The organism is Parazoarcus sp. PS-13 R2A (assembly GCF_057621855.1).
Genome location: NZ_JBYEXN010000021.1, coordinates 14,040 through 36,460, shown reverse-complemented (window position 1 = coordinate 36,460; position 22,421 = coordinate 14,040). Strand labels below are relative to the sequence as shown.

Here is a 22,421-nt window from a genome sequence, read left to right as displayed (position 1 = left end):
GCCTGTGCACGCTCATCTGTCGATTTCGCCGAACACGACGTCCATCGTGCCGATGATTGCGACGACGTCGGCAATCATGTGCCCGCGGGTCAGTTCGTCCATTGCCGCGAGGTGGGCGAAGCCCGGCGCACGCAGCTTCAGGCGATAAGGCTTGTTTGCACCGTCGGACACGGCATAGACGCCAAACTCGCCCTTCGGGTGCTCGACCGCCGCATAGACCTCGCCCTTCGGCACATGCATACCCTCGGTGAAGAGCTTGAAGTGGTGAATCAGCTCTTCCATGTTGGCCTTCATGTTCTCGCGAGCCGGAGGTGCAACCTTGTGATTGTCGGTAATCACGGGACCCGGGTTCTTGCGCAGCCAGTCGATGCACTGACGAATGATCCGGTTCGACTGGCGCATTTCTTCCATGCGGCACAGGTAGCGGTCGTAGCAGTCACCGTTCTTGCCGACCGGGATGTCGAAGTCGACCTTGTCGTACACCTCGTAGGGCTGCTTCTTGCGCAAATCCCATGCGATGCCCGAACCACGCAGCATCGGACCGGTAAATCCCCAGCTCAGCGCCTGCTCGGGCGACACCACGCCAATCCCAACCGTACGCTGCTTCCAGATGCGGTTGTCGGTCAGCAGGGTCTCGTATTCGTCGCAATAACGCGGGAACCGGTCGGTGAAGTCCTCGAGGAAGTCGAGCAGCGAGCCTTGACGGTTCGCGTTGAGATCCTTGATTGCCTTTGCGTTCTTGAACTTGTTCGCCTGGTACTGCGGCATGCGATCGGGCAGGTCGCGATAAACGCCACCCGGCCGGTAATAGGCGGCATGCATGCGTGCCCCCGACACCGCCTCGTAGGCGTCCATCAGGTCTTCACGCTCACGGAAGGTGTAGAGCACCATCGTCATTGCGCCGATATCCAGCGCATGCGTTCCGATGTTCAGCAGGTGATTCAGGACACGGGTGATTTCGTCGAACATCACCCGGATGTACTGAGCACGCAGCGGCACTTCGACCCCTAGCAGGCGCTCGATTGCCATGCAGTACGCATGCTCGTTGCACATCATCGACACGTAGTCGAGACGATCCATGTAAGGCACGGACTGAACCCAGGTACGGGTCTCGGCCAGCTTCTCGGTGCCACGATGCAGCAGACCGATATGCGGATCAGCGCGCTCGACCACCTCGCCATCCAGCTCGAGCACCAGGCGCAATACGCCGTGTGCCGACGGATGCTGCGGGCCAAAGTTGATCGTGTAGTTACGGATCTCAGCCATGTCCTACGTCCCCGTAGCTTTCCTCACGCACGATGCGCGGTGTGTTTTCACGCGGTTCGATACTGACCGGCTGATAGACAACCCTGCCCTGCTCCGGGTCGTAACGCATTTCGACGTAGCCGGAAATCGGGAAATCCTTGCGGAAGGGGTGGCCGACAAAACCATAGTCGGTCAGGATGCGGCGCAAATCCGGGTGGCCGGCATACATGATGCCGTACAGGTCGAAAGACTCACGCTCGAACCAGTTTGCACTGGCCCACAACTCGCACAGGGAGTCGAGAACCGGAAAGGCATCATCATCGGCAAAAACACGAAGACGCACGCGCCAGTTGTGACGAATCGACATCAGGTGCGCAGCGGACGCGAAGCGCTTGCCGGCCCAGCCGCCATTGCCATACGTGGAGTAATCAAGCCCTGACACATCGAGCAACTGCTCGAAATGCAGACTTTCGTGATCACGCAACGTGAGTGCAACGTGTAGATAATCGGCAGCGGACACCTCAATGGTGACCTCTCCGCGATCAAGAACCAGCGACTGCAGTTTCTCGCCAAACACTTCCTGCAGAGACTGGCTCAGACGTTCAAGCTTGGAACTCATGATCTGGAGCCTCGTCAGCGCGCAATCGTATTGGTGCGCTTGATCTTGTTCTGAAGCTGGATGATGCCGTAGAGCAGCGCCTCGGCCGTCGGGGGACAGCCCGGCACATAGACATCCACGGGGACGATGCGGTCACAGCCGCGCACGACCGAGTAGGAGTAGTGATAGTAGCCGCCGCCATTCGCGCACGAGCCCATCGAGATCACCCAGCGCGGCTCAGCCATCTGGTCGTACACCTTGCGCAGCGCAGGAGCCATCTTGTTGCACAGCGTACCTGCCACGATCATCAGATCGGACTGCCGCGGGCTGGGACGAAAGACCACACCGAAACGATCCAGGTCATAGCGCGAACAGCCCGCATGAATCATCTCGACTGCACAACAGGCCAGACCGAAAGTCATGGGCCACAGCGACCCGGTGCGCGTCCAGTTGATGACCGCATCAAGCGAAGTGGTCACAAACCCTTCGCGAAAGACGCCCTCTATGCTCATGCCTTACTCCCAGTCGAGTGCGCCGTTTTTCCACTCGACGATGTAGCCGATAACCAGGATAGCCAGAAAGACCATCACCGACCCGAAGACGAACCAGGCAACCTCGCCAGCGGCGATGAACTCCTGGAAGACGGTCGCCCACGGAAACAGGAAGGCGATTTCAAGATCGAAAAGAATGAAGAGAATGGCGATGAGATAGTAGCGGACGTCGAACTTCATACGGGCGTCTTCAAACGCCTCGAAGCCGCACTCATACGGAGACAGTTTCTCACTGTCGGGACGATAGGGCGCAATGATGCGACCCAGCAGGACGGGAACGACCCCGAAACCCAGACCAACAAGGATGAACAGCAGAACGGGAAAATAGCTTTCCAACATGACTCAATGACCCCTATTGAGTTTGGCAACTTATTGCTGCCATTATTGTTTTAGCTGCCCTTCATGGAAACGCCCGCTGTTGCGGGCGCTCACTATATTCTGGTGCCGACGGTGAGACTCGAACTCACACGACCGAAGCCACTACCCCCTCAAGATAGCGTGTCTACCAATTTCACCACGTCGGCTTACTTCGTACAGCGCGAGAATTATACGACATTTTCCGCACTGCGCAAAGTGATACTTATACCTACTTCGGGATTGCCTGAGCCTTGGAGTCATCCGCCGGAGCGGCCGGCACAGCGTCACCTGCGGCCTCTGCGGGCGCACTCTGAACGACGCCATCCATCACACTGGAAGGGGCTGCAGGCTTGTTGCTTGCGAGATAGCTCAGACTCAGGCTGGTGATGAAAAACACCGTCGCCATCGCCGCCGTCGTGCGGCTCAGGAAGTTGGCCGAACCCGAGGATCCGAACAGACTGCCCGACGATCCGCCACCAAAAGCAGCACCCGCATCAGCACCTTTGCCGTGCTGCACAAGAACCAGACCGATCACACCGAGACCGACCAGGACATGCACCGTCAGCACCAGGGAAAAAACGACATCACTCATCACAACAGACCTTGAAAGAAACCTGCATCAGTTTTGTTTAACCACCGCCGAACGGCAAATGGCCATGAAATCTTCAGCCACCAGCGAGGCGCCGCCAATCAACCCACCATCGACATCGTTCACCGCAAACAATTCGGCAGCATTGTCAGGCTTGACACTGCCACCATAGAGGATGCGCACACCATCCGCATCCACATCGTGCGTCCGCAGCCAAGAGCGCAAACCGCCATGCACCTCACCGACCTGAGCCGCCGTTGCCGACAGCCCCGTCCCGATCGCCCACACCGGTTCGTACGCAACCACCATTCGAGCCATTGCATCGGCGCCTGCGACTTCAAGTACCGCCGCAAGCTGGCGCCCAACGACATCCATCACCTGCCCGGCCTCGCGTTCTGCGAGCGTTTCGCCAACACAAACGATGGGCACCAGACCCGCTGCCTGCGCCGCAAGGGCCTTACGCCCCACGACTGCATCACTCTCTGCAAAGAGTGCGCGCCGCTCCGAGTGGCCAACGATTACGTAGCGGCAGCCGAACTCTGCAAGCATTGCAGCACTGACTTCTCCGGTAAACGCACCAGAAGCATATTCGCTGACATCCTGCGCACCGAGCGCGATACCCTGCAGGGCCGATTTCGCCTGTGCAAGATACGGATACGGAACACATACCGCCATCTCGACACCGGGCAGCGCAGCGAGTGCTGAAAGCAGGCGCTCATTCGCACCGAGACTGCCATTCAGTTTCCAGTTGCCGGCAACCAGTTTCTTCGACATGCAGAAAGCCGTCCGATAAATCGGAGGATTATATGCCGCCGCGGGCAATGCAGCAAAGTCGCATGTCGCAGACGAGACAGTCGGCACCTGGGCAAGGCTCACTGGCAAGACATGCATGCGGTATGCGAAGGCGCGATGACAGCCCGAGGATGCGGCCCTGCACGAGACGCCGCCGACAACGGCCGGCAGCGAATCCGCCGTGAAAACGCCTGGCGACGCGAGTCGCCAGAAAAGTGCCGCACCCGCCGCCATTGCGGGCATTCAGGCCGGCAAGCACTCTGGGCCGCATCACGGATCAGACTGGACATCGGCCCGCAATCCGCCAGAATAAGATCAGGCCTCTCGTTATTTTCGCGTACAGTGCCCTCAAGGACTCAAGCGCACAACAAGGAGACGGAGATGGAAAACCCGATTCACGAATTCAAGGACTTGTTCGAGCAACTGGGACTTCCGAGCGACAAGGCGTCGATTACATCCTTCATCGACAGCCACCGCCCGCTGCCTCACGACATCAAGCTCGCCGAAGCGCCGTTCTGGAATGCTTCACAGGCAGGCTTCCTGCGTGAAGAACTGCTCGAGGACGCCGACTGGGCTGAAATCGTCGACCGGCTCGACGTCGCCCTCAGAACCACCTGACTGCAGCGTCCGCCTGCCCGTCGCGAAGACCGCGAATCGTTGAAGCGCTGACGCAGGGCGTACCCGGAACGCGGCACCAGCCCTGCTCCGACAAGAAAAAAACGGAGCCTGAAGGCTCCGTTTTTTTGCTCACTCAGCCGAAACGGCCGGTGATGTAGTCTTCCGTTTCCTTCTTCTTCGGCTTCAGGAAGAGTTCGTCCGTCACGCCGAACTCGACCATCTCGCCCAGATACATGTAGGCGGTGTAATCGGAGATCCGCGCCGCCTGCTGCATGTTGTGGGTCACGATGACGATGGTGAACTCTTCTTTCAGCTCGCCAATCAGCTCTTCGATACGCGAGGTCGAGATCGGGTCAAGCGCCGAAGTCGGTTCGTCCAGCAGGATGACCTGCGGTTTGACCGCAATGCCGCGGGCAATGCACAGACGCTGCTGCTGACCACCCGACAGACTCATGCCGCTCTGGTGCAGCTTGGTCTTGACCTCATCCCACAGAGCGGCCTTGCGCAGCGCCCACTCCACCCGGTCGTCCATGTCGGACACCGACAGCTTCTCGTGCAGCTTCACACCGAACGCAATGTTGTCGTAGATCGACATCGGAAACGGGGTCGGCTTCTGAAACACCATGCCAATCTTGGCACGAAGCACGCTGACATCGATGCCAGAATCCAGCAGATTCTTGCCATCGAAAATCAATCCACCCTCTGCACGCTGTTCCGGATAGAGGTCGTACATCCGGTTAATCGTCCGCAGCAGCGTCGACTTCCCGCAGCCTGAGGGGCCGATGAAGGCGGTGACCTTGTGGCGCGCCATTTTGAAGTTGATGTTCTTCAGGGCGTGGAACTTGCCGTAATAGAAGTTGAAATCCTTGAACTCGATCTGTGCGTCGGTGATTTCCATAGTCATCTCGAAAGGCCCGCAAGGAGGCTTAGTTGATCTTTTCCACCCGCAGGAACACGCGGGCAACAATGTTCAGCACCAGCACACCAAGCGTAATCAGGAATACGCCGGCCCACGCCAGATCCTGCCAGTTGGAGAACGGGCTCATGGCGAACTTGTAAATCGTAACCGGGAGGTTGGCGACGGGACCGCTCATGTCCATCGACCAGAACTGGTTTGACAACGCGGTAAACAATAGCGGCGCAGTCTCGCCTGCGATTCGTGCAACGGCGAGCAGCACTCCGGTCATCACACCAGCACGTGCCGCACGCAAGGTCACCTTCGAGATCACCACGCTTTTCGGCGCACCGAGCGCAAAGGCGGCTTCACGGAGCGTGTCCGGAATCAGCTGCAGCATGTTCTCCGTCGTGCGCACGACCACGGGCAGCACGATCAGGGCCAGTGCGATCACACCCGACCACCCCGAAAACTTGCCGGTCTGCGCCACCACCACCGCGTACACGAAAAGACCGATCACGATGGACGGTGCAGACAGCAGCAGGTCGTTGATGAACCGGGTTGCCTTGCCGAGCGCGGTAAAGCGGCCGTACTCGGCCAGATACACGCCAGCCAGAATACCGATCGGCGTACCCAGCAGCGTTGCCAGGCCAACCATCACCAGGCTGCCCACAATTGCGTTCAGCAGACCGCCGACATCATCGCCGGGAGGCGGCGTCATCTCGGTAAACAGCGTGAGCGACAAGCCTGAGATACCGAGCTTGAACACGGTGAGCAGAATCCAGATCAGCCACACCAGTCCGAACATCATCGCCATCAGCGACAGCGTGAGCGCAACCGCGTTGATCAGCTTGCGTCGTTTCAGCAGATTCATGATATGCCTATCAACTCTTTGCGCCCTCGCCCTTGGCGAGACGGAGCAGCAACAGTTTTGAGATCACCAGCACGATCATCGTGATCACGAACAGAATCAGACCCAGTTCCATCAGCGCCGCAGTGTGCAGGCCGGGGTCTGCCTCGGCAAACTCGTTTGCGAGCGCAGAAGTGATACTGTTGCCCGGATCGAACAGCGACGGCGAACTGAGGAAGTTTGTATTACCGATCACGAAGGTGACGGCCATCGTCTCGCCCAGCGCGCGCCCGAGACCGAGCATCACACCGCCAATCACACCTGTCTTGGTGTACGGCAGCACAACACCCCACATCACTTCCCAGGTGGTACAACCGAGACCGTAGGCGGACTCCTTGAGCATCGGCGGAGTCACATCAAACACATCACGCATGACCGAGGCGATATACGGGATGATCATGATCGCAAGGATGATCCCTGCGGACAGCAAACCAATGCCGATCGGCGGGCCCGAGAAGAGCGCACCAATGACAGGAATGTTCCCGAGCGTTGCACTGAGAAACGGCTGCACGTACTTTGCAAAGATGGGGGCAAAAACCAGCAGACCCCACATGCCGTAGACGATGCTGGGAATGGCAGCCAGCAGCTCGATCGCAGTCCCCAAGGGGCGGCGCAACCACAGCGGCGAGAGCTCGGTGAGAAACAGGGCGATCCCGAAGCTCACCGGCACCGCAATCAGAAGTGCAATTGCGGACGTGACCAGCGTGCCATAAACCGGAATCAGGGCGCCGAACTTCTCCATCGGCGGATCCCAGTCCGTCGAAAACACGAAGCCGATGCCGAATTCGCGGATGCTTGGCCAGGATTCATAGATCAACGAAAGGATGATCCCGGCAAGCAGAATCAGGGTCAGGATGGCGAAAGAACGCGCCGCCAGCCCAAACACGCGGTCGCCAAGTTTCTTCCAGGCTGACGTTTTGAATTCTTTCGTGGACATACGGATACCCGAAAGGGCGGCGGCATCGCCACCACCCGCGGAAACAAGACCAAAGGCCTCCTCGGCCTTTGGTTGCTCATTGGAGCGAAGCACGTGCCTGCTCCGATTACTTGCCGGAATACACAGTCTTGCCCGACGTATCCTTGATCATGCCCCAGGACGTCTTGATGAGCTTGATGGTCTCGGCCGGCAGCGGAACGTAGTCGAGCTCGGAAGCCATCGACGCGCCATTCGCGAACGCCCACTCGAAGAACTTCAGCGCTTCAGCAGCCTGAGCCGGCTTGTCTTGAGCCTTGTGCATCAGGATGAAGGTTGCGCCGGTGATCGGCCACGAAGCCTTGCCCGGTTCGTTGGTCAGGATCTCATAGAACTCAGCCTTACTCCAGTCTGCGCTGGCCGCTGCTGCTGCGAAAGCCTCTTCGGTCGGGCCAACATAGGCGCCATCCTTGTTCTGCAACAGGGTGTGGGTCAGCTTGTTCTGCTTGGCGTAGGAATATTCAACATAGCCGATCGAACCCGGCAGGCGCTGAACAAACGCGGACACACCTTCGTTACCCTTGCCACCCAGACCAACCGGCCACTGCACCGCTGCGCCTTCACCGATCTTTTCTTTCCAGTTTGCAGAGACCTTGGACAGGTAGTTGGTGAAGATGAAGGTCGTACCCGAACCATCAGCACGGCGCACCACACCGATGTCCTGATCGGGCAGATTCAAGTCGGGGTTGAGCGCGACAAGCGCCTTGTCGTTCCACTTGACGATCTTGCCGGCGTAGATGTCAGCCAGCGCCTCACCAGTCAACTTCATCTGGCCCGGCTTCACACCCGCCAGGTTCACCACCGGCACCACTCCACCGATGACCGTCGGGAACTGCTGCAGACCGTCCTTGGCCAGCTCTTCCGGGGTCAGCGGCTTGTCCGATGCACCGAAATCAACCGTCTTCGCAGAGATCTGACGGATGCCACCACTGGAACCGATCGACTGATAGTTAACCTTGTTGCCGGTTGCTTTCTGGTAGGCATCGGCCCACTTTGCATACACAGGCGCGGGGAAGGAAGCACCGGCACCGGTGATTTCAGCAGCCTGCACGCCCATCGAGAAAAGGGCTGCAGTGCTTGCAACGACAACTAGCTTGGTCGATACGCGGATCATGACTACCTCGTGTTTGGTAACTGAGCCGCTAAGGTAACAAGCGACTGTTACAAACACATTTCATGTCTTCAAAAATTAAGACGTATGACACACTTCGAGAGGCCTCATTCATTACAAATCAGCACTTTACGGAACGTCTCAAATATTACAGCTGACCCGCGCTGACCATCGATCAGGCCACCGCCTGCTCCACCGCCCCGGCGATCTGACGTGCGAGTCGTTCGACCACCTCGCCATCCCTGCCCTCTACCATCACCCGAAGCAAGGGCTCTGTTCCCGACGGACGCAACAGGACGCGCCCGGCATCGCCAAGCTCACGCTCGGCGGCTTCCCGCGCTGCATCGATGCCCTGATCTGCCTTCCAGTCAAAGCCTGAAGGCAATCGCACGTTGATCAGGCGTTGCGGATAGAAGACCAGGTCCGCGCAGCTCTCTGCCAGCGTCTGCCCACGCTGCTTGAGCGCCGCCAGCACCTGCAGGGCAGACACGATGGCATCGCCGGTCGAATGGCAATCGAGGCAGATGATATGCCCGGAATTTTCACCCCCGAGTTGCCAGCCCTTCTCGTGCAGCAACTCAAGGACATAGCGGTCACCGACCTTGGCCCGCGCGAAGGGGACGCCAAGTCGGCCAACAGCGTGTTCGAAGCCGAGATTGCTCATCAGGGTTCCGACCACCCCGTCAAGCCGCCCTGCCGCCCTGCGCGCCGCAGCGATCACGTAGATCAGCTTGTCGCCATCGTAGATCTCGCCCTGACGATCGACCATGATCAGACGGTCGCCATCACCATCGAGGGCGATGCCGATATCCGCCCCTTGGGCAAGAACGGTCTTGCGCAGGTTCTCGGGCCGGGTTGCGCCAACCCCGTCGTTGATGTTCAGGCCGTTCGGCTCAACGCCGACCGAGACCACGTCCGCACCCAGTTCATGAAACACGCTGGGGGCAATGTTGTATGCCGCGCCATGGGCACAATCCAGCGCAATCCGCAGCCCGCGCAGATCGAGCTCATTGGGGAAGGTGCTCTTGCAGAACTCGATGTAACGCCCTGCCGCGTCATTGATCCGTCGGGCCCGGCCAAGCCGGGACGAGTCGACACAGCCCATGGGCTCATCGAGGTGTGCCTCGATCTCCGCCTCCATCGCGTCGGGAAGCTTGGTGCCGCCCGCCGAGAAGAACTTGATGCCATTGTCGTAGAACGGATTATGCGATGCGGAAAGCACCACGCCGGCCTGCAACCGGAGCGCCCGCGTCAGATAGGCAACCGCAGGCGTGGGGATTGGCCCGGCGAGCATCACGTCCACGCCCGCGGCAGCGAAGCCGGCCTCAAGGGCAGCCTCAAGCATGTAACCGGAGATTCGCGTGTCCTTGCCAATCAGAATGGCGGGACGCTCGCCCGGTGGCAGGTGCTCGCGTGCAACCAGGGAAACACCGGCCGCATAGCCGATACGCATCACGAACTCTGGCGTGATCGGAAACTCACCTACACAGCCCCGAACACCGTCCGTGCCGAAATACTTGCGTCCCATGCTGTCCCCACCCGTGCGGCAAAAGCAGGATTATGACACCGCCTGCCACACTGTGAGCGCATCCCGGGTCGGCGCCACATCGTGAACCCGCACAATCGCAGCACCACGCTGCACTGCGATCAGCGCGGCGGCCACGCTGGCGCTCACGCGCTGATCAACCGGTCGCCCGGTCAGGGCACCCAGCATGGACTTGCGCGACAGTCCGGCCAGCACCGGCAACCCGCGCTCTCCGAAACGCGCCATCTCGCGCAACATCATGCAGTTGTGTTCAACAGTCTTCCCGAAACCGAAGCCGGGATCGAGCACGATGCGCTCACGCGCCACGCCCGCCGTGGCGAGCACATCAACCCTGTCGGCGAGGAATGCAGCGACCTCGGACACCACGTCCTGATACAGCGGATTGTTCTGCATGGTGCGTGGTTCGCCCTGCATGTGCATGACACAAAGGCCTGTACGCCCGCCCGCTACCGCGTCGACCGCACCCGGCGCACGAAAGCCATTCACGTCGTTGATCATGTCCGCACCCGCACGGATCGCCTCTCGCATGACGGCCGGCTTGAGCGTATCCACGGATATCGGAACCCCCAAGCCAAGGAGCGCTTCGACCGCCGGAACCACCAGGTCGATCTCCTGCTGCTCGCTCACTGGCGCAGCGCCGGGACGCGTGGACTCCGCTCCGATATCGAGGATATCGGCACCATCGCGCAGCGCCGACTCGGCGCGCCGGATCGCCGCCGGGACGTCATGATGCAACCCGTCACCCGAGAACGAATCTGCGGTCAGATTCACGATTGCCATGATCCTGGGCACCGAAAGGTCCAGATCAAAGCGCCCACATGTCAAATTGGGCATTGCCCCTCCTGCACGCCGGAATCGACGCACAAAAAAACGGGCCGGAAAACCGGCCCGTCTGTTGTTACGGTAACGACTGAATCAGGCCGCCGGAGCAGCAGCCGATGGCGCGGCTCCCGGCGTATCGTCAGAGGAGCGCGACTTCGGCACCGGAGTCGGCTTGGGCGGCCGCGGCGGACGCCCTTCCATGATGTCGTTGATCTGCTCGGCGTCGATCGTCTCCAGCTCGAGCAGGGCGGCGGTCATGCTCTCGACCTTGTCCCTGTTCTCTTCCAGCAGGCGACGCGCCAGGGCGTACTGCTGATCGACAATGCGACGAATTTCCGCGTCGACCTTCTGCATCGTGGCTTCCGACACGTTACGGTGCGTCGTCACCTGGCGACCGAGGAAGATCTCACCCTCCTCTTCGCCGTAGACCATGGGTCCGAGCGTATCCGACATGCCCCACTGGGTCACCATGCGACGCGCGAGATCGGTTGCACGCTGGAAGTCGTTCGACGCACCTGTCGTCATCTGCTTCATGAAGATCTCTTCCGCAATCCGTCCGCCGAACAACACGGTGATGGTTTGCAGCAGGCGCTCACGATCCTGACTGTAGCGGTCTTCGGTCGGCAACTGCATCGTCACACCGAGCGCACGACCGCGCGGGATGATCGTGACCTTGTGCACCGGATCGGTCTTGTCCAGCAAACGGGCGACGACGGCGTGTCCGGACTCATGGTAAGCCGTGTTGCGGCGTTCCTCTTCCGGCATCACCACCGAGCGACGCTCGGCACCCATCATGATCTTGTCCTTGGCGCGCTCGAAGTCATCCATATCGACCAGGCGCTTGTTGCCACGCGCAGCGAACAGTGCGGCCTCGTTGACCAGATTGGCCAAGTCTGCCCCTGCGAAACCGGGGGTACCACGTGCCAGCACCTGCGGTTCGACGTCGGGTGCAATCGGCACCTTGCGCATATGAACCTTGAGGATCTGCTCGCGACCGCGGATATCGGGCAGGGACACCACGACCTGACGGTCGAAACGCCCCGGACGCAGCAGTGCGGGATCGAGCACGTCGGGACGGTTGGTTGCCGCAACGACGATCACACCAGCCTGCCCCTCGAAGCCGTCCATCTCGACCAGCAACTGGTTCAGGGTCTGTTCGCGCTCGTCGTTACCACCACCCATGCCGGCGCCACGCTGGCGGCCGACAGCATCGATTTCGTCGATGAAGATGATGCACGGTGCGTGCTTCTTGGCCTGCTCGAACATGTCACGGACACGTGCAGCACCCACGCCGACGAACATCTCGACGAAGTCCGAACCGGAGATCGAGAAGAACGGTACCTTTGCCTCTCCGGCAATCGCCTTCGCCAGCAAGGTCTTGCCGGTACCCGGCGAGCCGACCATCAGCACGCCCTTGGGAATACGGCCACCGAGTTTCTGGAACTTGGACGGGTCGCGCAGGAACTCGACCAGTTCGAACACTTCCTCCTTGGCCTCGTCGCAACCGGCGACATCGGCAAAGGTGATCGAATTGGCTGACTCGTCCAGCATCCTCGCCTTGCTCTTACCGAAGGAAAAGGCACCGCCTTTTCCGCCACCCTGCATCTGACGCATGAAGAAGATCCACACGCCGATCAGAAGCAGCATCGGGAACCAGGACACGAAGATGCTCGACAGGAAGGACTGCTCTTCCTCGGGCTTGGAGGCCGTCACTGCCACGCCGTAGCGCATCAGATCGGAAACCATCCAGATATCCTGAACACCGGGTGTGTACACCGTGATCGACCGGCCTTCCTGGGTCGTCGCGCGCAGCATGCGACCATCCACGGTTGCCTTGGCGATGCGCCCGGACTTCGCCTCCTCCATGAACTGGGAATACTCCATGGTGTTGGGCGCAGCCTGCCGCGTATTGAACTGGTTGAACACAGTCATCAGCACAACACCGATAACCATCCAGATCGCGAGATTCTTGAAGAGATTGTTCAACGTCTTACCCCGAAAGCCCATCATGGGCGTGCACACTAAGGACTCATTCTAGTGGCGAACGTTCCCGCCAGCAAACCAATGAGCGGCATTGATACCCGCTATCGTCGCCCCCTGACCGCCAGGCGCCGTGTACTGCATCCCCAACCATCAGGATGCGGCGTTTCCACAACATCCAATCGTGCGCTAAAGCGCTGAACAGGAATTCAGGACCGCAGCTTGCTCCCGAGCAGATAGACCTCCGCACTCCGGTCTCTGGAAGCCTTTGGTTTGCGAACCTGGACAGAAGCAAACTGCCGCTCCATTTCCTTGCGGAACTCCATGAAGCCTTCGCCCTGAAACACCTTCACCAGGAAATGACCATGGGTGTTGAGGTGATTGACCGCAAATTCGAGCGCCAATTCGCACAACATGATTGAACGCGCCTGGTCGACCGTCGCCACACCTGAAAGGTTCGGCGCCATGTCGGACAGAACGATGTCTACATGGGCACCGTCAAGGCGTTTTTCAAGCTCTGCCAACACGCTGTCTTCGGTGAAATCGCCTTGCAGGAAGTCCACACCGTGAATATGTTCAATTGGCAGGATGTCGAGTGCGAACACGCGACCGGTCGGCCCGCAACGCTGCACCGCAATCTGACTCCAGGACCCAGGAGCCACGCCGAGATCGACCACGACATTGCCACGCTTGAGCAGGCGGTCACGGTCGTCGATCTCCATCAGCTTGTACGCGGCGCGTGCGCGATAGCCTTCGGCGTTTGCGCGCAACACATAGGGATCGTTCAGGTGCTCGTGCAACCACGCTTTGCTGGTCTTGTTTCGCTTCATCAGAGTAAAATCCGGGGCCTACAGAGGTAATAAATGTCAATGATCGAGCTTACACCTGCACAGCGTCGCGACTTTCGCGCCCGTGCGCACCACCTGAGTCCTGTCGTCACCGTCGCCGGTAACGGCCTGACCCCCACTGTCGTTGCCGAAATCGACCGTTCGCTCCAGGCCCATGAACTGATCAAGGTTCGTGTGCAGGGTGCTGAACGAGAGCAGCGTGACGCGCTGATGGGCGAATTGTGCGCCAGTCTTGATGCTGCCGCCGTCCAGCACATCGGTAACATTCTGATCGTCTGGCGCCCGCGCCGGGAAGAAGAAAAGAAGGTTGCACAGCCCGCAGCCGCGAAACGTGCCGGCGGTGCTGCCACGGCAAAATCTGCTGCAGCCTTCGCTGCTGCCGCACGCCGTGCAGCGCTGGCCAAAGCCTCAGCCGAGAAGCGTCGCACTGCGTCGCGCACCTCCCCGGCCCGTGGGCGCAATGCAGGCACGCCTGGCTCAGGCCGCGGCCGCTGATGCGCTACGCGACCCTGCGCATCAGCGCAGGGTACGCCGCAAACCCAGTACCAGCGCGATACCCAGCAGGCTCTGCAACAGGTAGAGCACGCTGGATACGCCATGCCAGGTCGAGAACCGGTCGCGCATCATGCTGTTCATGACTTCCCGCGGCCAGGCGCTGGCCTTGAGTTCAGCCATCAGGGGCTGAATGCCATACTGCCCCGCAATCGTGCACAACAGCAGCACGAGCACCAGCCAGAACAGCCCGTTGCGAAAGGCCTGCCAGCCCAGACGCATGGCCAGGAACATCAGCAGGTAAGCCGCAGACCCGATGCCGATCCAGGCCACGAGGGTGAACAGCTGGCCTGCGACATTCCCCGCCAACCTGCGATCCGGCAGCATCGAGAACAGCGTCGGCGCCACCATGTATCCGACCACCCACATTGCACCGATCCACAAGGTGACCACGAGCACAGCGAGATGATCGGCAACGCGATTCATTGATCGTCAGATATAGCTGACTTCAATGATTTCAAGCTCACGGACACCGCCCGGGGCCTGAACTTCCGCAACATCGCCTGCGTACTTTCCGATCAGTGCGCGTGCAATCGGGGAACTGACCGAAATCTTGTTCAGCTTGATGTCGGCTTCGTCCTCACCCACGATCTGATAGCTGATCGTCTTGCCGGAATCCATGTCCTCAAGGGTCACGGTGGCGCCAAAAACGCAACGCCCGTCAGCATCGAGCAGCTTGGGGTCGATAACCTGGGCATTCGACAGCTTGCCCTCGACCTCCATGATGCGCCCCTCGACAAACCCCTGGCGTTCCTTGGCTGCGTCGTACTCTGCATTCTCGGACAGGTCGCCGTGCGAACGCGCCTCGGCGATCGCAGCGATGACATTGGGACGCTCCACCGTCTTCAGACGGTGGAGTTCGGCGCGGAGCGCTTCAGCCCCCGCAATGGTCAGTGGTGTCTTGTTCATTTGCTCTGGTTCAGTTCCGCATGCAGTTCCTGCACAGCGTAGACTTCAAGGCCGGCCAGATGGCGCAGTCCCATGCAGGCAGCACGCGCGCCCTCGATGGTGGTGAACACGCTCGCCTTCGCAGCCAGCGCACTCGTTCGAATCGAGCGCGAGTCGGTGATTGCCTGCCGCTTCTCTTCGACGGTGTTGATCACCAGAACGACTTCCTCGTTCTTGATCATGTCGACGATGTGCGGACGGCCCTCATTGACCTTGTTCACGAAGGCAACAGGAATCCCCGCCGCTTCGATCACCCCACCGGTACCGCGAGTGGCGACGAGCGAGAAACCGAGTTCGTGCAATTCGCGGGCAACCTCAACTGCGGCGCCACGATCGGTCGGCTTGACGCTGATGAAGGCCGTACCCGATGTCGGCAGACGCACGCCGGCACCGAGCTGACTCTTGATGAACGCCTCGGCGAAGCTGCGTCCCACCCCCATCACCTCGCCGGTCGACTTCATCTCCGGTCCGAGAATGGTATCCACGCCCGGGAACTTGACGAAGGGGAACACCGCCTCTTTCACGGAGTAATACGGCGGCACGATCTCGCCGGTCACGCCCTGGCTCGCAAGGCTCTGTCCCGCCATGCAGCGCGCAGCAATCTTGGCCAGCGGCAGCGAGCAGGCCTTCGATACGAAGGGCACGGTACGCGATGCGCGCGGGTTGACTTCGAGCACATAGACGACGGCGTTGTCGCCCTCGCCCTGAATCGCGAACTGCACGTTCATCAGGCCAACCACGTTGAGCGCTCGCGCCATGGCTTCGGTCTGACGACGAAGCTCGTCCTGCAGCTTTTCCGACAGCGTGTAAGGCGGCAGCGAACATGCGGAGTCGCCCGAGTGCACACCCGCTTGCTCGATGTGCTCCATGATGCCGCCGATGATCACCTGGTGACCGTCGGACAGGGCATCGACGTCGACTTCAGTCGCGTCGTTCAGGAAGCGGTCGAGCAGCACCGGCGATTCGTTCGAGACCTTGACCGCTTCACGCATGTAGCGCTCGAGGTCTTTCTGTTCGTGCACGATTTCCATCGCACGGCCGCCCAGCACATAGGACGGGCGCACCACGAGCGGGTAACCGATTTCGGCTGCCAGACGAACGGCGGCTTCCGGCGTACGCGCAGTACGGTTGGGCGGCTGCTTCAGGCCAAGGTCGACCAGCAGCTTCTGGAAGCGCTCGCGGTCTTCTGCAGCATCGATCATGTCCGGGCTGGTGCCGATGATGGGCACGCCGTTGGCTTCGAGCGCACGCGCCCTCTTCAGCGGCGTCTGGCCACCGAACTGGACGATCACGCCCACCGGCTTTTCGATATGCACGATCTCGAGGATGTCCTCAAGCGTGATCGGCTCGAAATACAGACGGTCGGAGGTGTCGTAGTCGGTCGACACGGTTTCCGGGTTGCAGTTGACCATGATGGTCTCGTACCCGTCTTCGCGCAGCGCCAGCGCAGCATGAACGCAGCAGTAGTCGAACTCGATGCCCTGGCCGATGCGGTTCGGACCGCCGCCCAGCACCATGATCTTTTTCTTGTCGGTCGGCTGTGCCTCGCACTCATCCTCGTAGGTGGAGTACATGTAGGCAGTCGACGTGGCGAATTCGGCGGCGCAGGTATCGACGCGCTTGTAGACCGGGCGCACACCGAGGGTGTGGCGGTGCAGGCGCACCGCGGTTTCGTCGGTCGCAAGCAGCTTCGCAACACGGCGGTCCGAGAAGCCCTTGCGCTTGAGTTCGCGCATTTCGACTGCCTGAATGGCCTTGAGCGAACGACCCACGAGCGCCTTCTCGGTCAGCACGATGTCTTCGATCTGGGCCAGGAACCACGGGTCGATCTTGGTCAGATTGAAAACCTGCTCCTGCGTCATCCCTTCGCGGAAGGCCTGACCGACGTACCAGATACGCTCGGGACCCGGGCTGGCGAGCTCACGTTCGAGATCCTCGCTGTCGGCCTCAACCTCGTCGAGGCCGTAGACACCCACTTCAAGGCCGCGCAGCGCCTTCTGGAAGGATTCCTGGAAGGTGCGACCCATGGCCATCACCTCACCCACCGACTTCATCTGGGTGGTCAGGCGATCATTGGCCTGGGGGAATTTTTCAAAGGCAAAACGCGGAATCTTGGTGACGACGTAGTCGATCGACGGCTCGAAGGCCGCAGGCGTCGCGCCGCCGGTGATGTCATTGCGCAGCTCGTCCAGGGTGAAGCCGACCGCAAGCTTGGCTGCGACCTTGGCAATCGGGAAACCGGTTGCCTTCGAGGCAAGCGCGGACGAACGCGACACGCGCGGGTTCATCTCGATGACGATCATGCGACCATCGACCGGATTGATCGCGAACTGCACGTTCGAGCCACCGGTATCCACGCCGATTTCGCGCAGCACGGCGATCGAGGCATTACGCAGGATCTGATATTCCTTGTCGGTCAGCGTCTGCGCCGGCGCAACGGTGATCGAGTCGCCGGTATGGACGCCCATCGGATCAAGGTTCTCGATGGAACACACGATGATGCAGTTGTCGGCGCGGTCGCGCACGACTTCCATCTCGTATTCCTTCCAGCCCAGCAGCGACTCTTCGATCAGCAGTTCGTTCGTCGGGCTGGCCTCGAGACCGCGCTTGCAGATCTCGTGGAACTCTTCCATATTGTAGGCGATGCCACCGCCCGTACCGCCGAGCGTGAAGCTGGGACGGATGATGGCCGGAAAGCCGATCCCGCCCTGCACCTGCAGCGCTTCTTCCATACTGTGGGCGATACCGGAACGCGCCGAGCCAAGACCGATCTTGGTCATCGCGTCCTTGAACTTGAGGCGGTCTTCGGCCTTGTCGATAGCCTCTTCGGCCGCACCGATGAGTTCGACACCGTACTTCTCGAGCACGCCATGACGGGCGAGATCGAGCGCGCAGTTTAGCGCGGTCTGCCCACCCATTGTCGGCAGCAGTGCGTCGGGACGCTCTTTTTCGATGATGCGCTCGACGACCTGCCAGGTCACGGGCTCGATGTAGGTCACATCGGCCGTGCCAGGATCGGTCATGATCGTGGCCGGGTTGGAGTTCACCAGCACGACCTTGTAGCCTTCCTCGCGCAGGGCCTTGCAGGCCTGGGCGCCGGAGTAGTCGAATTCACATGCCTGCCCGATGATGATCGGACCTGCACCGATGATCAGAATGGTCTGGATGTCTGTACGTTTGGGCATTGCGTTGCCTCTGAAATTCTTGGGCGGCGGGCGGCGCCCGCCGGGGAGTGCTGTATTACTTGCCGGCTTCGATCAGTTTGATGAAGCGGTCGAAGAGGTAACCTACATCGTGCGGACCCGGGCTCGCTTCAGGGTGCCCCTGGAAGGAGAAGGCCGGGACATCGGTACGTGCGATACCCTGATTGGAACCGTCGAACAGCGACACATGCGTCACCCGCAGCGTTTCGGGCATGCTTTCCGGGTCAACCGCGAAGCCGTGGTTCTGACTGGTGATCAGCACCTGACCGGTATCGACGTCCTTGACCGGATGGTTCGCGCCGTGATGACCGAACTTCATCTTCATGGTCTTCGCACCCGAGGCCAGCGCAAGCAGCTGGTGTCCCAGACAGATGCCGAAGGTCGGCACGCCTGCAGCCAGGATCTCGCGGATGGCTTCGATGGCGTAGTCGCAGGGCTCCGGGTCGCCCGGTCCGTTGGAAAGGAAGACGCCGTCGGGATTGAGCGCGAGCACATCCTTGGCCGGCGTCTGTGCGGGCACCACCGTCAGGCGGCAGCCGCGCGAGGCGAGCATGCGCAGAATGTTGCGCTTGACGCCGAAATCGTAGGCCACGACATGGAAGCGCGCGTCGGCCTGCGACACGTAGCCGCTGCCCAGCGCCCACTCGCCTTCGGTCCACTCGATCGTTTCCGCGGCACTGACGACCTTTGCCAGATCCATGCCGGCAAGGCCGGGAAATCCGTTCGCCTGAGCGATGGCCGCTTCCGGGTTCAGGGTCTCGCCGGGGGCGGCGGTGACGATGCACCCCGCCTGCGCACCCTTCTCGCGAAGCACGCGCGTCAGCTTGCGGGTATCGAGCCCGGCAATCGCAACCACGTTGCTATCGGCAAGATAGGCGTCGAGACGCTGACTCATGCGGAAGTTGGAGGGAAGAATGGGAAGATCACGGATCACAAGGCCGGCAGCATGCACTCGACCAGACTCGACGTCCTCGAGGTTGACACCGGTATTGCCAATGTGAGGGTAGGTCAGCGTCACGATCTGGCGGCAGTAACTCGGATCAGTCAGAATTTCCTGATAACCCGACATCGAGGTATTGAACACCACCTCGCCGACCGTACTGCCAACCGCACCGATACCCTTGCCGTAGAAAACCGTTCCGTCGGCAAGCGCAAGAAGGGCGGGCGGGAAAGCAGTCACGAAAAACTCCTGGATTCAGCCGAAAAGACCGGAGCGAGCCCGATTCGGGCCACTCCATATGCGAAAAAACGGGACGAGCCTATTGGCCAATCCCGCCATCAAATCGGCGGAATTCTAACGTTTTTCGAGCGTTGAAGCAACGCACTCCGGCCATCGGCCCGTCTGTCACCTCTCCCGAACAGCGCCAGCAAGGCGATCGTCATGCAAAAAAATGTCAGGCCACTTCGCGCCGTTAGCGCTGAAGCGACGGTCGCAACGCAGTAGCAAGCGCATTCATCTCGCGCAGCAAGGTCTCGAGCAGCGCCCCCGAAGCGGCGGGGTCGGCATTGCGTGCAGCCGATTCGACCGCCTTCGATGCCTCGGTTGCACGCTGCGCACCGAACAGGCCAACCGAGCCCTTGATCGAATGCGCCAGTTCGCCGAGGCGCACGAGATCGCCCCTGGCGCCGGCGCCGCGCAACTCCGACAGGGTGCTGCCAAGATCGCGAAAGAACACGACGAGAAGCTGCTGCACGATTTCTTCGTCGCCGTCGAACAGGGCGCGCGCCTCGCCGAGGTCTGCAACACCACTTCCATCGCCGCCCTCGGCCTCGAGCAGACTCTTGTCACCGTCGACGCCGGCATCGGACACCGGCTCGCACATCCGTCCGATTGCAGCAACAAGGTCGGCCGGCCTGATCGGCTTGCTCACGTAATCGTCCATGCCCGCTTCGAGACAGCGCTCGCGGTCGCCGGCCATGGCATGCGCCGTCATCGCGACAATGGGAATGGGGCGCCAGTCGCCCTGAATCGCCCAGCTTCGCCGCGCCTCGCGCGCACGGATGGCCTGAGTTGCCTCCAGTCCACCCATCACCGGCATCTGCAGATCCATCAGGATCAGGTCGAACCGTCCGCCATCGAAGGCTTCAACAGCCTCTTCGCCATTGTTTGCGACCGTCACCCGGTGCCCGATCTTCTCCAGCATGCGGGTCGCCACCGTCTGGTTCACCGGATTGTCCTCGACCAGCAGGATCTCCAGCTTGCGCTGCGGCGCGTCCATCTCGCACAGGATCTCGGTTAGCGACTTCTCGGGATCGAAGGCACCGATCACCTCGTCGCCGGCCTGATCCCCACAATGCGCCACCTGCAGCGCCTCGATAAGATCATCACGGGAAAAAGGCTTCGATATGCGGGATTTGAGCCCAAGCTGATGGCAGCGGGCAAGGTCGTTGCGCTGGGAATGACTGGACAGCATCATCACGATCCGGTCCAGCCACGGCGCCGCCTCGTGGTAGCGACGGGCGAGATCAAACCCACCCGGATCGGGCATGGCCGCATCCATCAGGACGAATGCAAACGGATCGTTGCGCTCGTGCGCAGCGGCGAGCGCCTCGAGTGCGGCCTCACCCGACTGGACACAACGCGACGCCAGGCCACAGGCCTTGAGCATGGCGCAGATCGACCGTCCGAACCCCTCATTGACTGCGGCCACAAGGATACGACCGCCACGCAAGGGGCCCAGCACTGGCGGCTTCGCATCGGCCACCACATCGAGGCGCACATTGAACGAGAAACAGCTGCCGACGCCGGGTTCGCTGCTGACCTGAATCGACCCGTCCATGAGGTCCACCAGATGGCGGCAGATCGCCAGCCCGAGGCCGGTCCCCCCGTACTTGCGCGTCGTTGAGCTGTCGGCCTGTGAAAACGCACCGAACACGGTTTCCTGCTTGTCGGGCGCAATCCCGATGCCGGTGTCGCGCACGGAGAACGCAAGACTGGCCTTGCTGCCTTCCCTCACCCCCAGCGCGACGCGAACCTCCACCTCGCCCTGGTCGGTAAACTTGATGGCATTGCCGATCAGGTTGGTCAGCACCTGTCGCAAACGCACCGGGTCGCCCCGCAGCACGGCAGGCACGTCCGGATCGATCACCGAGTACAACTCGACCCCTTTCTGGTGCGAGCGCAACGCCAGAACGCGGATCGTCTCGGAAATCACCGCCGCGATCGAGAAGTCGATGCTCTCGAGCGTCATCCGACCGGCTTCGATGCGGGAGAAATCGAGGATGTCGTTGATGATCGTCAGCAGCGCCTCCGCCGACGACTTGACCGTGAGCAGGTATTCGCGTTGCTCAGGAGCCAGCGCCGAATCGAGCAGCAGCTCTGTCATGCCGAGAATGCCGTTCATCGGCGTACGAATCTCGTGACTCATGTTGGCGAGAAAATCGCCTTTCGCACGACTGGCCGCCTCGGCCTGCTCCTTGGCCTGCAGCAACTCCATTTCCCGCGTGCGCTCGCGCGTCACATCGGTGTAGATCCCGATCACCCGCTGCCAGCGCCCATCCGGCATGCGGTCGCGCACCTGCCCGCGCGCACTGAGCCAGCGCGACTGTCCGTCCGCCGCCCGAATCCTGAACTGAACCTCGAACAGGGTAAGTTCCCCGCGCAGATGAGCGAGCAGACACTCGTTCATCCGCTCCCGGTCTTCTTCGTGGACGAGTGGCAGCCAGTTGTCGAAAGGCGCCTCCTCGGTGCCCTCCTCGTACCCAAGCCAGCTGCGCCAGCGAGAATCGACGACAAGGCACTTGGTCGACGTATCCCAATCCCACAGCCCGGTGTGCGCACCGAGCCTGACCAGTTCCAGGCGATCATTGGCCCGGTCGAGCTCCGCGCGCAGCTGCTCGACAGTGACAGCCTCGCCAGACATCGCCGGGCCCTCGCTCATGG

Annotated in this window: 21 protein-coding genes and 1 tRNA gene; 2 read left to right on the top strand and 20 right to left on the bottom strand. The window is 60.8% G+C overall.

The window, feature by feature from the left end; all coding sequences use genetic code 11:
- Positions 1-12: 12 nt before the first annotated feature.
- From AC22G6_RS17365 to tpiA, 7 genes are all read right to left on the bottom strand, one after another.
- Positions 13-1,266 carry an NADH-quinone oxidoreductase subunit D gene (locus AC22G6_RS17365; RefSeq protein ID WP_487367813.1) on the bottom strand — a complete coding sequence of 418 codons (1,254 nt, stop codon included), beginning with the start codon at positions 1,264-1,266 and terminating at the stop codon, positions 13-15.
- Complete coding sequence (locus AC22G6_RS17360; RefSeq protein ID WP_487367812.1) at positions 1,259-1,864, bottom strand: NADH-quinone oxidoreductase subunit C; 606 nt, start codon at positions 1,862-1,864, stop codon at positions 1,259-1,261. The genes AC22G6_RS17365 and AC22G6_RS17360 overlap by 8 nt, the downstream gene beginning before the upstream one ends.
- Positions 1,865-1,878: 14 nt before the next feature.
- On the bottom strand, positions 1,879-2,355 hold the full coding sequence (locus AC22G6_RS17355) for a NuoB/complex I 20 kDa subunit family protein (RefSeq protein WP_011765130.1): 477 nt from the start codon (positions 2,353-2,355) through the stop codon (positions 1,879-1,881).
- Positions 2,356-2,358: 3 nt separating this feature from the next.
- Entirely contained in the window at positions 2,359-2,733 is a 375-nt protein-coding gene (ndhC, locus tag AC22G6_RS17350) for an NADH-quinone oxidoreductase subunit A (protein ID WP_108947525.1), read from the bottom strand.
- Positions 2,734-2,833: 100 nt separating this feature from the next.
- A tRNA-Leu gene (locus tag AC22G6_RS17345) sits at positions 2,834-2,918 on the bottom strand.
- Positions 2,919-2,980: 62 nt separating this feature from the next.
- Positions 2,981-3,343, bottom strand: a complete 363-nt coding sequence (gene secG / locus AC22G6_RS17340) for a preprotein translocase subunit SecG (RefSeq protein ID WP_487367811.1) — start codon at positions 3,341-3,343, stop codon at positions 2,981-2,983.
- 27 nt (positions 3,344-3,370) lie between these two features.
- Positions 3,371-4,114 (bottom strand): triose-phosphate isomerase, encoded by a 744-nt coding sequence (gene tpiA, locus AC22G6_RS17335; RefSeq protein WP_487367810.1) that lies wholly within the window; start codon positions 4,112-4,114, stop codon positions 3,371-3,373.
- 399 nt (positions 4,115-4,513) lie between these two features.
- On the opposite strand from tpiA, the gene AC22G6_RS17330 reads away from it, so the two are divergent.
- Positions 4,514-4,750 (top strand): DUF2789 domain-containing protein, encoded by a 237-nt coding sequence (locus AC22G6_RS17330; RefSeq protein WP_108947522.1) that lies wholly within the window; start codon positions 4,514-4,516, stop codon positions 4,748-4,750.
- A gap of 133 nt (positions 4,751-4,883) precedes the next feature.
- Here the strand turns inward: AC22G6_RS17330 and pstB are convergent, their stop codons facing one another.
- The 8 genes from pstB to AC22G6_RS17290 form a co-directional block, all read right to left on the bottom strand.
- Positions 4,884-5,648: a phosphate ABC transporter ATP-binding protein PstB gene (gene pstB, locus AC22G6_RS17325; RefSeq protein ID WP_108947521.1), complete on the bottom strand. Its 765-nt coding sequence runs from the start codon at positions 5,646-5,648 to the stop codon at positions 4,884-4,886.
- A 28-nt stretch (positions 5,649-5,676) separates the two neighbouring features.
- On the bottom strand, positions 5,677-6,519 hold the full coding sequence (pstA, locus tag AC22G6_RS17320; RefSeq protein ID WP_487367809.1) for a phosphate ABC transporter permease PstA: 843 nt from the start codon (positions 6,517-6,519) through the stop codon (positions 5,677-5,679).
- Between the two features lie 10 nt (positions 6,520-6,529).
- On the bottom strand, positions 6,530-7,585 hold the full coding sequence (pstC, locus tag AC22G6_RS17315) for a phosphate ABC transporter permease PstC (RefSeq protein ID WP_487367808.1): 1,056 nt from the start codon (positions 7,583-7,585) through the stop codon (positions 6,530-6,532).
- A gap of 13 nt (positions 7,586-7,598) precedes the next feature.
- Positions 7,599-8,642, bottom strand: a complete 1,044-nt coding sequence (pstS, locus tag AC22G6_RS17310; protein WP_487367807.1) for a phosphate ABC transporter substrate-binding protein PstS — start codon at positions 8,640-8,642, stop codon at positions 7,599-7,601.
- Between the two features lie 172 nt (positions 8,643-8,814).
- Complete coding sequence (gene glmM, locus AC22G6_RS17305; protein WP_487367806.1) at positions 8,815-10,167, bottom strand: phosphoglucosamine mutase; 1,353 nt, start codon at positions 10,165-10,167, stop codon at positions 8,815-8,817.
- A gap of 30 nt (positions 10,168-10,197) precedes the next feature.
- On the bottom strand, positions 10,198-11,019 hold the full coding sequence (gene folP, locus AC22G6_RS17300; protein ID WP_487367805.1) for a dihydropteroate synthase: 822 nt from the start codon (positions 11,017-11,019) through the stop codon (positions 10,198-10,200).
- A gap of 81 nt (positions 11,020-11,100) precedes the next feature.
- Positions 11,101-12,993 carry an ATP-dependent zinc metalloprotease FtsH gene (gene ftsH / locus AC22G6_RS17295; RefSeq protein ID WP_487367804.1) on the bottom strand — a complete coding sequence of 631 codons (1,893 nt, stop codon included), beginning with the start codon at positions 12,991-12,993 and terminating at the stop codon, positions 11,101-11,103.
- 203 nt (positions 12,994-13,196) lie between these two features.
- Entirely contained in the window at positions 13,197-13,817 is a 621-nt protein-coding gene (locus AC22G6_RS17290) for an RlmE family RNA methyltransferase (protein WP_108951088.1), read from the bottom strand.
- Positions 13,818-13,856: 39 nt separating this feature from the next.
- Between AC22G6_RS17290 and yhbY the strand changes: the two genes are divergently transcribed.
- Positions 13,857-14,330 (top strand): ribosome assembly RNA-binding protein YhbY, encoded by a 474-nt coding sequence (yhbY, locus tag AC22G6_RS17285; RefSeq protein ID WP_108951087.1) that lies wholly within the window; start codon positions 13,857-13,859, stop codon positions 14,328-14,330.
- Positions 14,331-14,351: 21 nt separating this feature from the next.
- On the opposite strand, the gene AC22G6_RS17280 is transcribed toward yhbY, so the two are convergent.
- The 5 genes from AC22G6_RS17280 to AC22G6_RS17260 all read right to left on the bottom strand — a co-directional run bounded on the left by AC22G6_RS17280 (position 14,352) and on the right by AC22G6_RS17260 (position 22,419).
- Positions 14,352-14,813: a DUF4149 domain-containing protein gene (locus AC22G6_RS17280; RefSeq protein WP_487367803.1), complete on the bottom strand. Its 462-nt coding sequence runs from the start codon at positions 14,811-14,813 to the stop codon at positions 14,352-14,354.
- Between the two features lie 6 nt (positions 14,814-14,819).
- Positions 14,820-15,296, bottom strand: a complete 477-nt coding sequence (gene greA / locus AC22G6_RS17275; protein ID WP_108951086.1) for a transcription elongation factor GreA — start codon at positions 15,294-15,296, stop codon at positions 14,820-14,822.
- Positions 15,293-18,520 (bottom strand): carbamoyl-phosphate synthase large subunit, encoded by a 3,228-nt coding sequence (carB, locus tag AC22G6_RS17270; protein WP_487367802.1) that lies wholly within the window; start codon positions 18,518-18,520, stop codon positions 15,293-15,295. The genes greA and carB overlap by 4 nt, the downstream gene beginning before the upstream one ends.
- A 55-nt stretch (positions 18,521-18,575) precedes the next feature.
- Positions 18,576-19,718: a glutamine-hydrolyzing carbamoyl-phosphate synthase small subunit gene (gene carA / locus AC22G6_RS17265; RefSeq protein ID WP_487367801.1), complete on the bottom strand. Its 1,143-nt coding sequence runs from the start codon at positions 19,716-19,718 to the stop codon at positions 18,576-18,578.
- 232 nt (positions 19,719-19,950) lie between these two features.
- The gene (locus AC22G6_RS17260) at positions 19,951-22,419 is read right to left on the bottom strand and encodes a response regulator (RefSeq protein WP_487367800.1); all 2,469 of its coding nucleotides are present in this window, start codon (positions 22,417-22,419) and stop codon (positions 19,951-19,953) included.
- Between the last annotated feature and the right edge of the window lie 2 nt (positions 22,420-22,421).

Coding starts and splice junctions, on each gene's coding strand:
- AC22G6_RS17290 (WP_108951088.1), bottom strand. CDS start 13,817: ATGAAGCGAAACAAGACCAGCAAAGCGTGGTTGCACGAGCACCTGAAC.
- tpiA (WP_487367810.1), bottom strand. CDS start 4,114: ATGTCGAAGAAACTGGTTGCCGGCAACTGGAAACTGAATGGCAGTCTC.
- yhbY (WP_108951087.1), top strand. CDS start 13,857: ATGATCGAGCTTACACCTGCACAGCGTCGCGACTTTCGCGCCCGTGCG.
- AC22G6_RS17360 (WP_487367812.1), bottom strand. CDS start 1,864: ATGAGTTCCAAGCTTGAACGTCTGAGCCAGTCTCTGCAGGAAGTGTTT.
- carB (WP_487367802.1), bottom strand. CDS start 18,520: ATGCCCAAACGTACAGACATCCAGACCATTCTGATCATCGGTGCAGGT.
- greA (WP_108951086.1), bottom strand. CDS start 15,296: ATGAACAAGACACCACTGACCATTGCGGGGGCTGAAGCGCTCCGCGCC.
- pstB (WP_108947521.1), bottom strand. CDS start 5,648: ATGGAAATCACCGACGCACAGATCGAGTTCAAGGATTTCAACTTCTAT.
- pstA (WP_487367809.1), bottom strand. CDS start 6,519: ATGAATCTGCTGAAACGACGCAAGCTGATCAACGCGGTTGCGCTCACG.
- folP (WP_487367805.1), bottom strand. CDS start 11,019: ATGCCCAATTTGACATGTGGGCGCTTTGATCTGGACCTTTCGGTGCCC.
- AC22G6_RS17280 (WP_487367803.1), bottom strand. CDS start 14,813: ATGAATCGCGTTGCCGATCATCTCGCTGTGCTCGTGGTCACCTTGTGG.
- AC22G6_RS17330 (WP_108947522.1), top strand. CDS start 4,514: ATGGAAAACCCGATTCACGAATTCAAGGACTTGTTCGAGCAACTGGGA.
- secG (WP_487367811.1), bottom strand. CDS start 3,343: ATGAGTGATGTCGTTTTTTCCCTGGTGCTGACGGTGCATGTCCTGGTC.
- ndhC (WP_108947525.1), bottom strand. CDS start 2,733: ATGTTGGAAAGCTATTTTCCCGTTCTGCTGTTCATCCTTGTTGGTCTG.
- AC22G6_RS17260 (WP_487367800.1), bottom strand. CDS start 22,419: ATGAGCGAGGGCCCGGCGATGTCTGGCGAGGCTGTCACTGTCGAGCAG.
- AC22G6_RS17365 (WP_487367813.1), bottom strand. CDS start 1,266: ATGGCTGAGATCCGTAACTACACGATCAACTTTGGCCCGCAGCATCCG.
- glmM (WP_487367806.1), bottom strand. CDS start 10,167: ATGGGACGCAAGTATTTCGGCACGGACGGTGTTCGGGGCTGTGTAGGT.
- pstS (WP_487367807.1), bottom strand. CDS start 8,642: ATGATCCGCGTATCGACCAAGCTAGTTGTCGTTGCAAGCACTGCAGCC.
- AC22G6_RS17355 (WP_011765130.1), bottom strand. CDS start 2,355: ATGAGCATAGAGGGCGTCTTTCGCGAAGGGTTTGTGACCACTTCGCTT.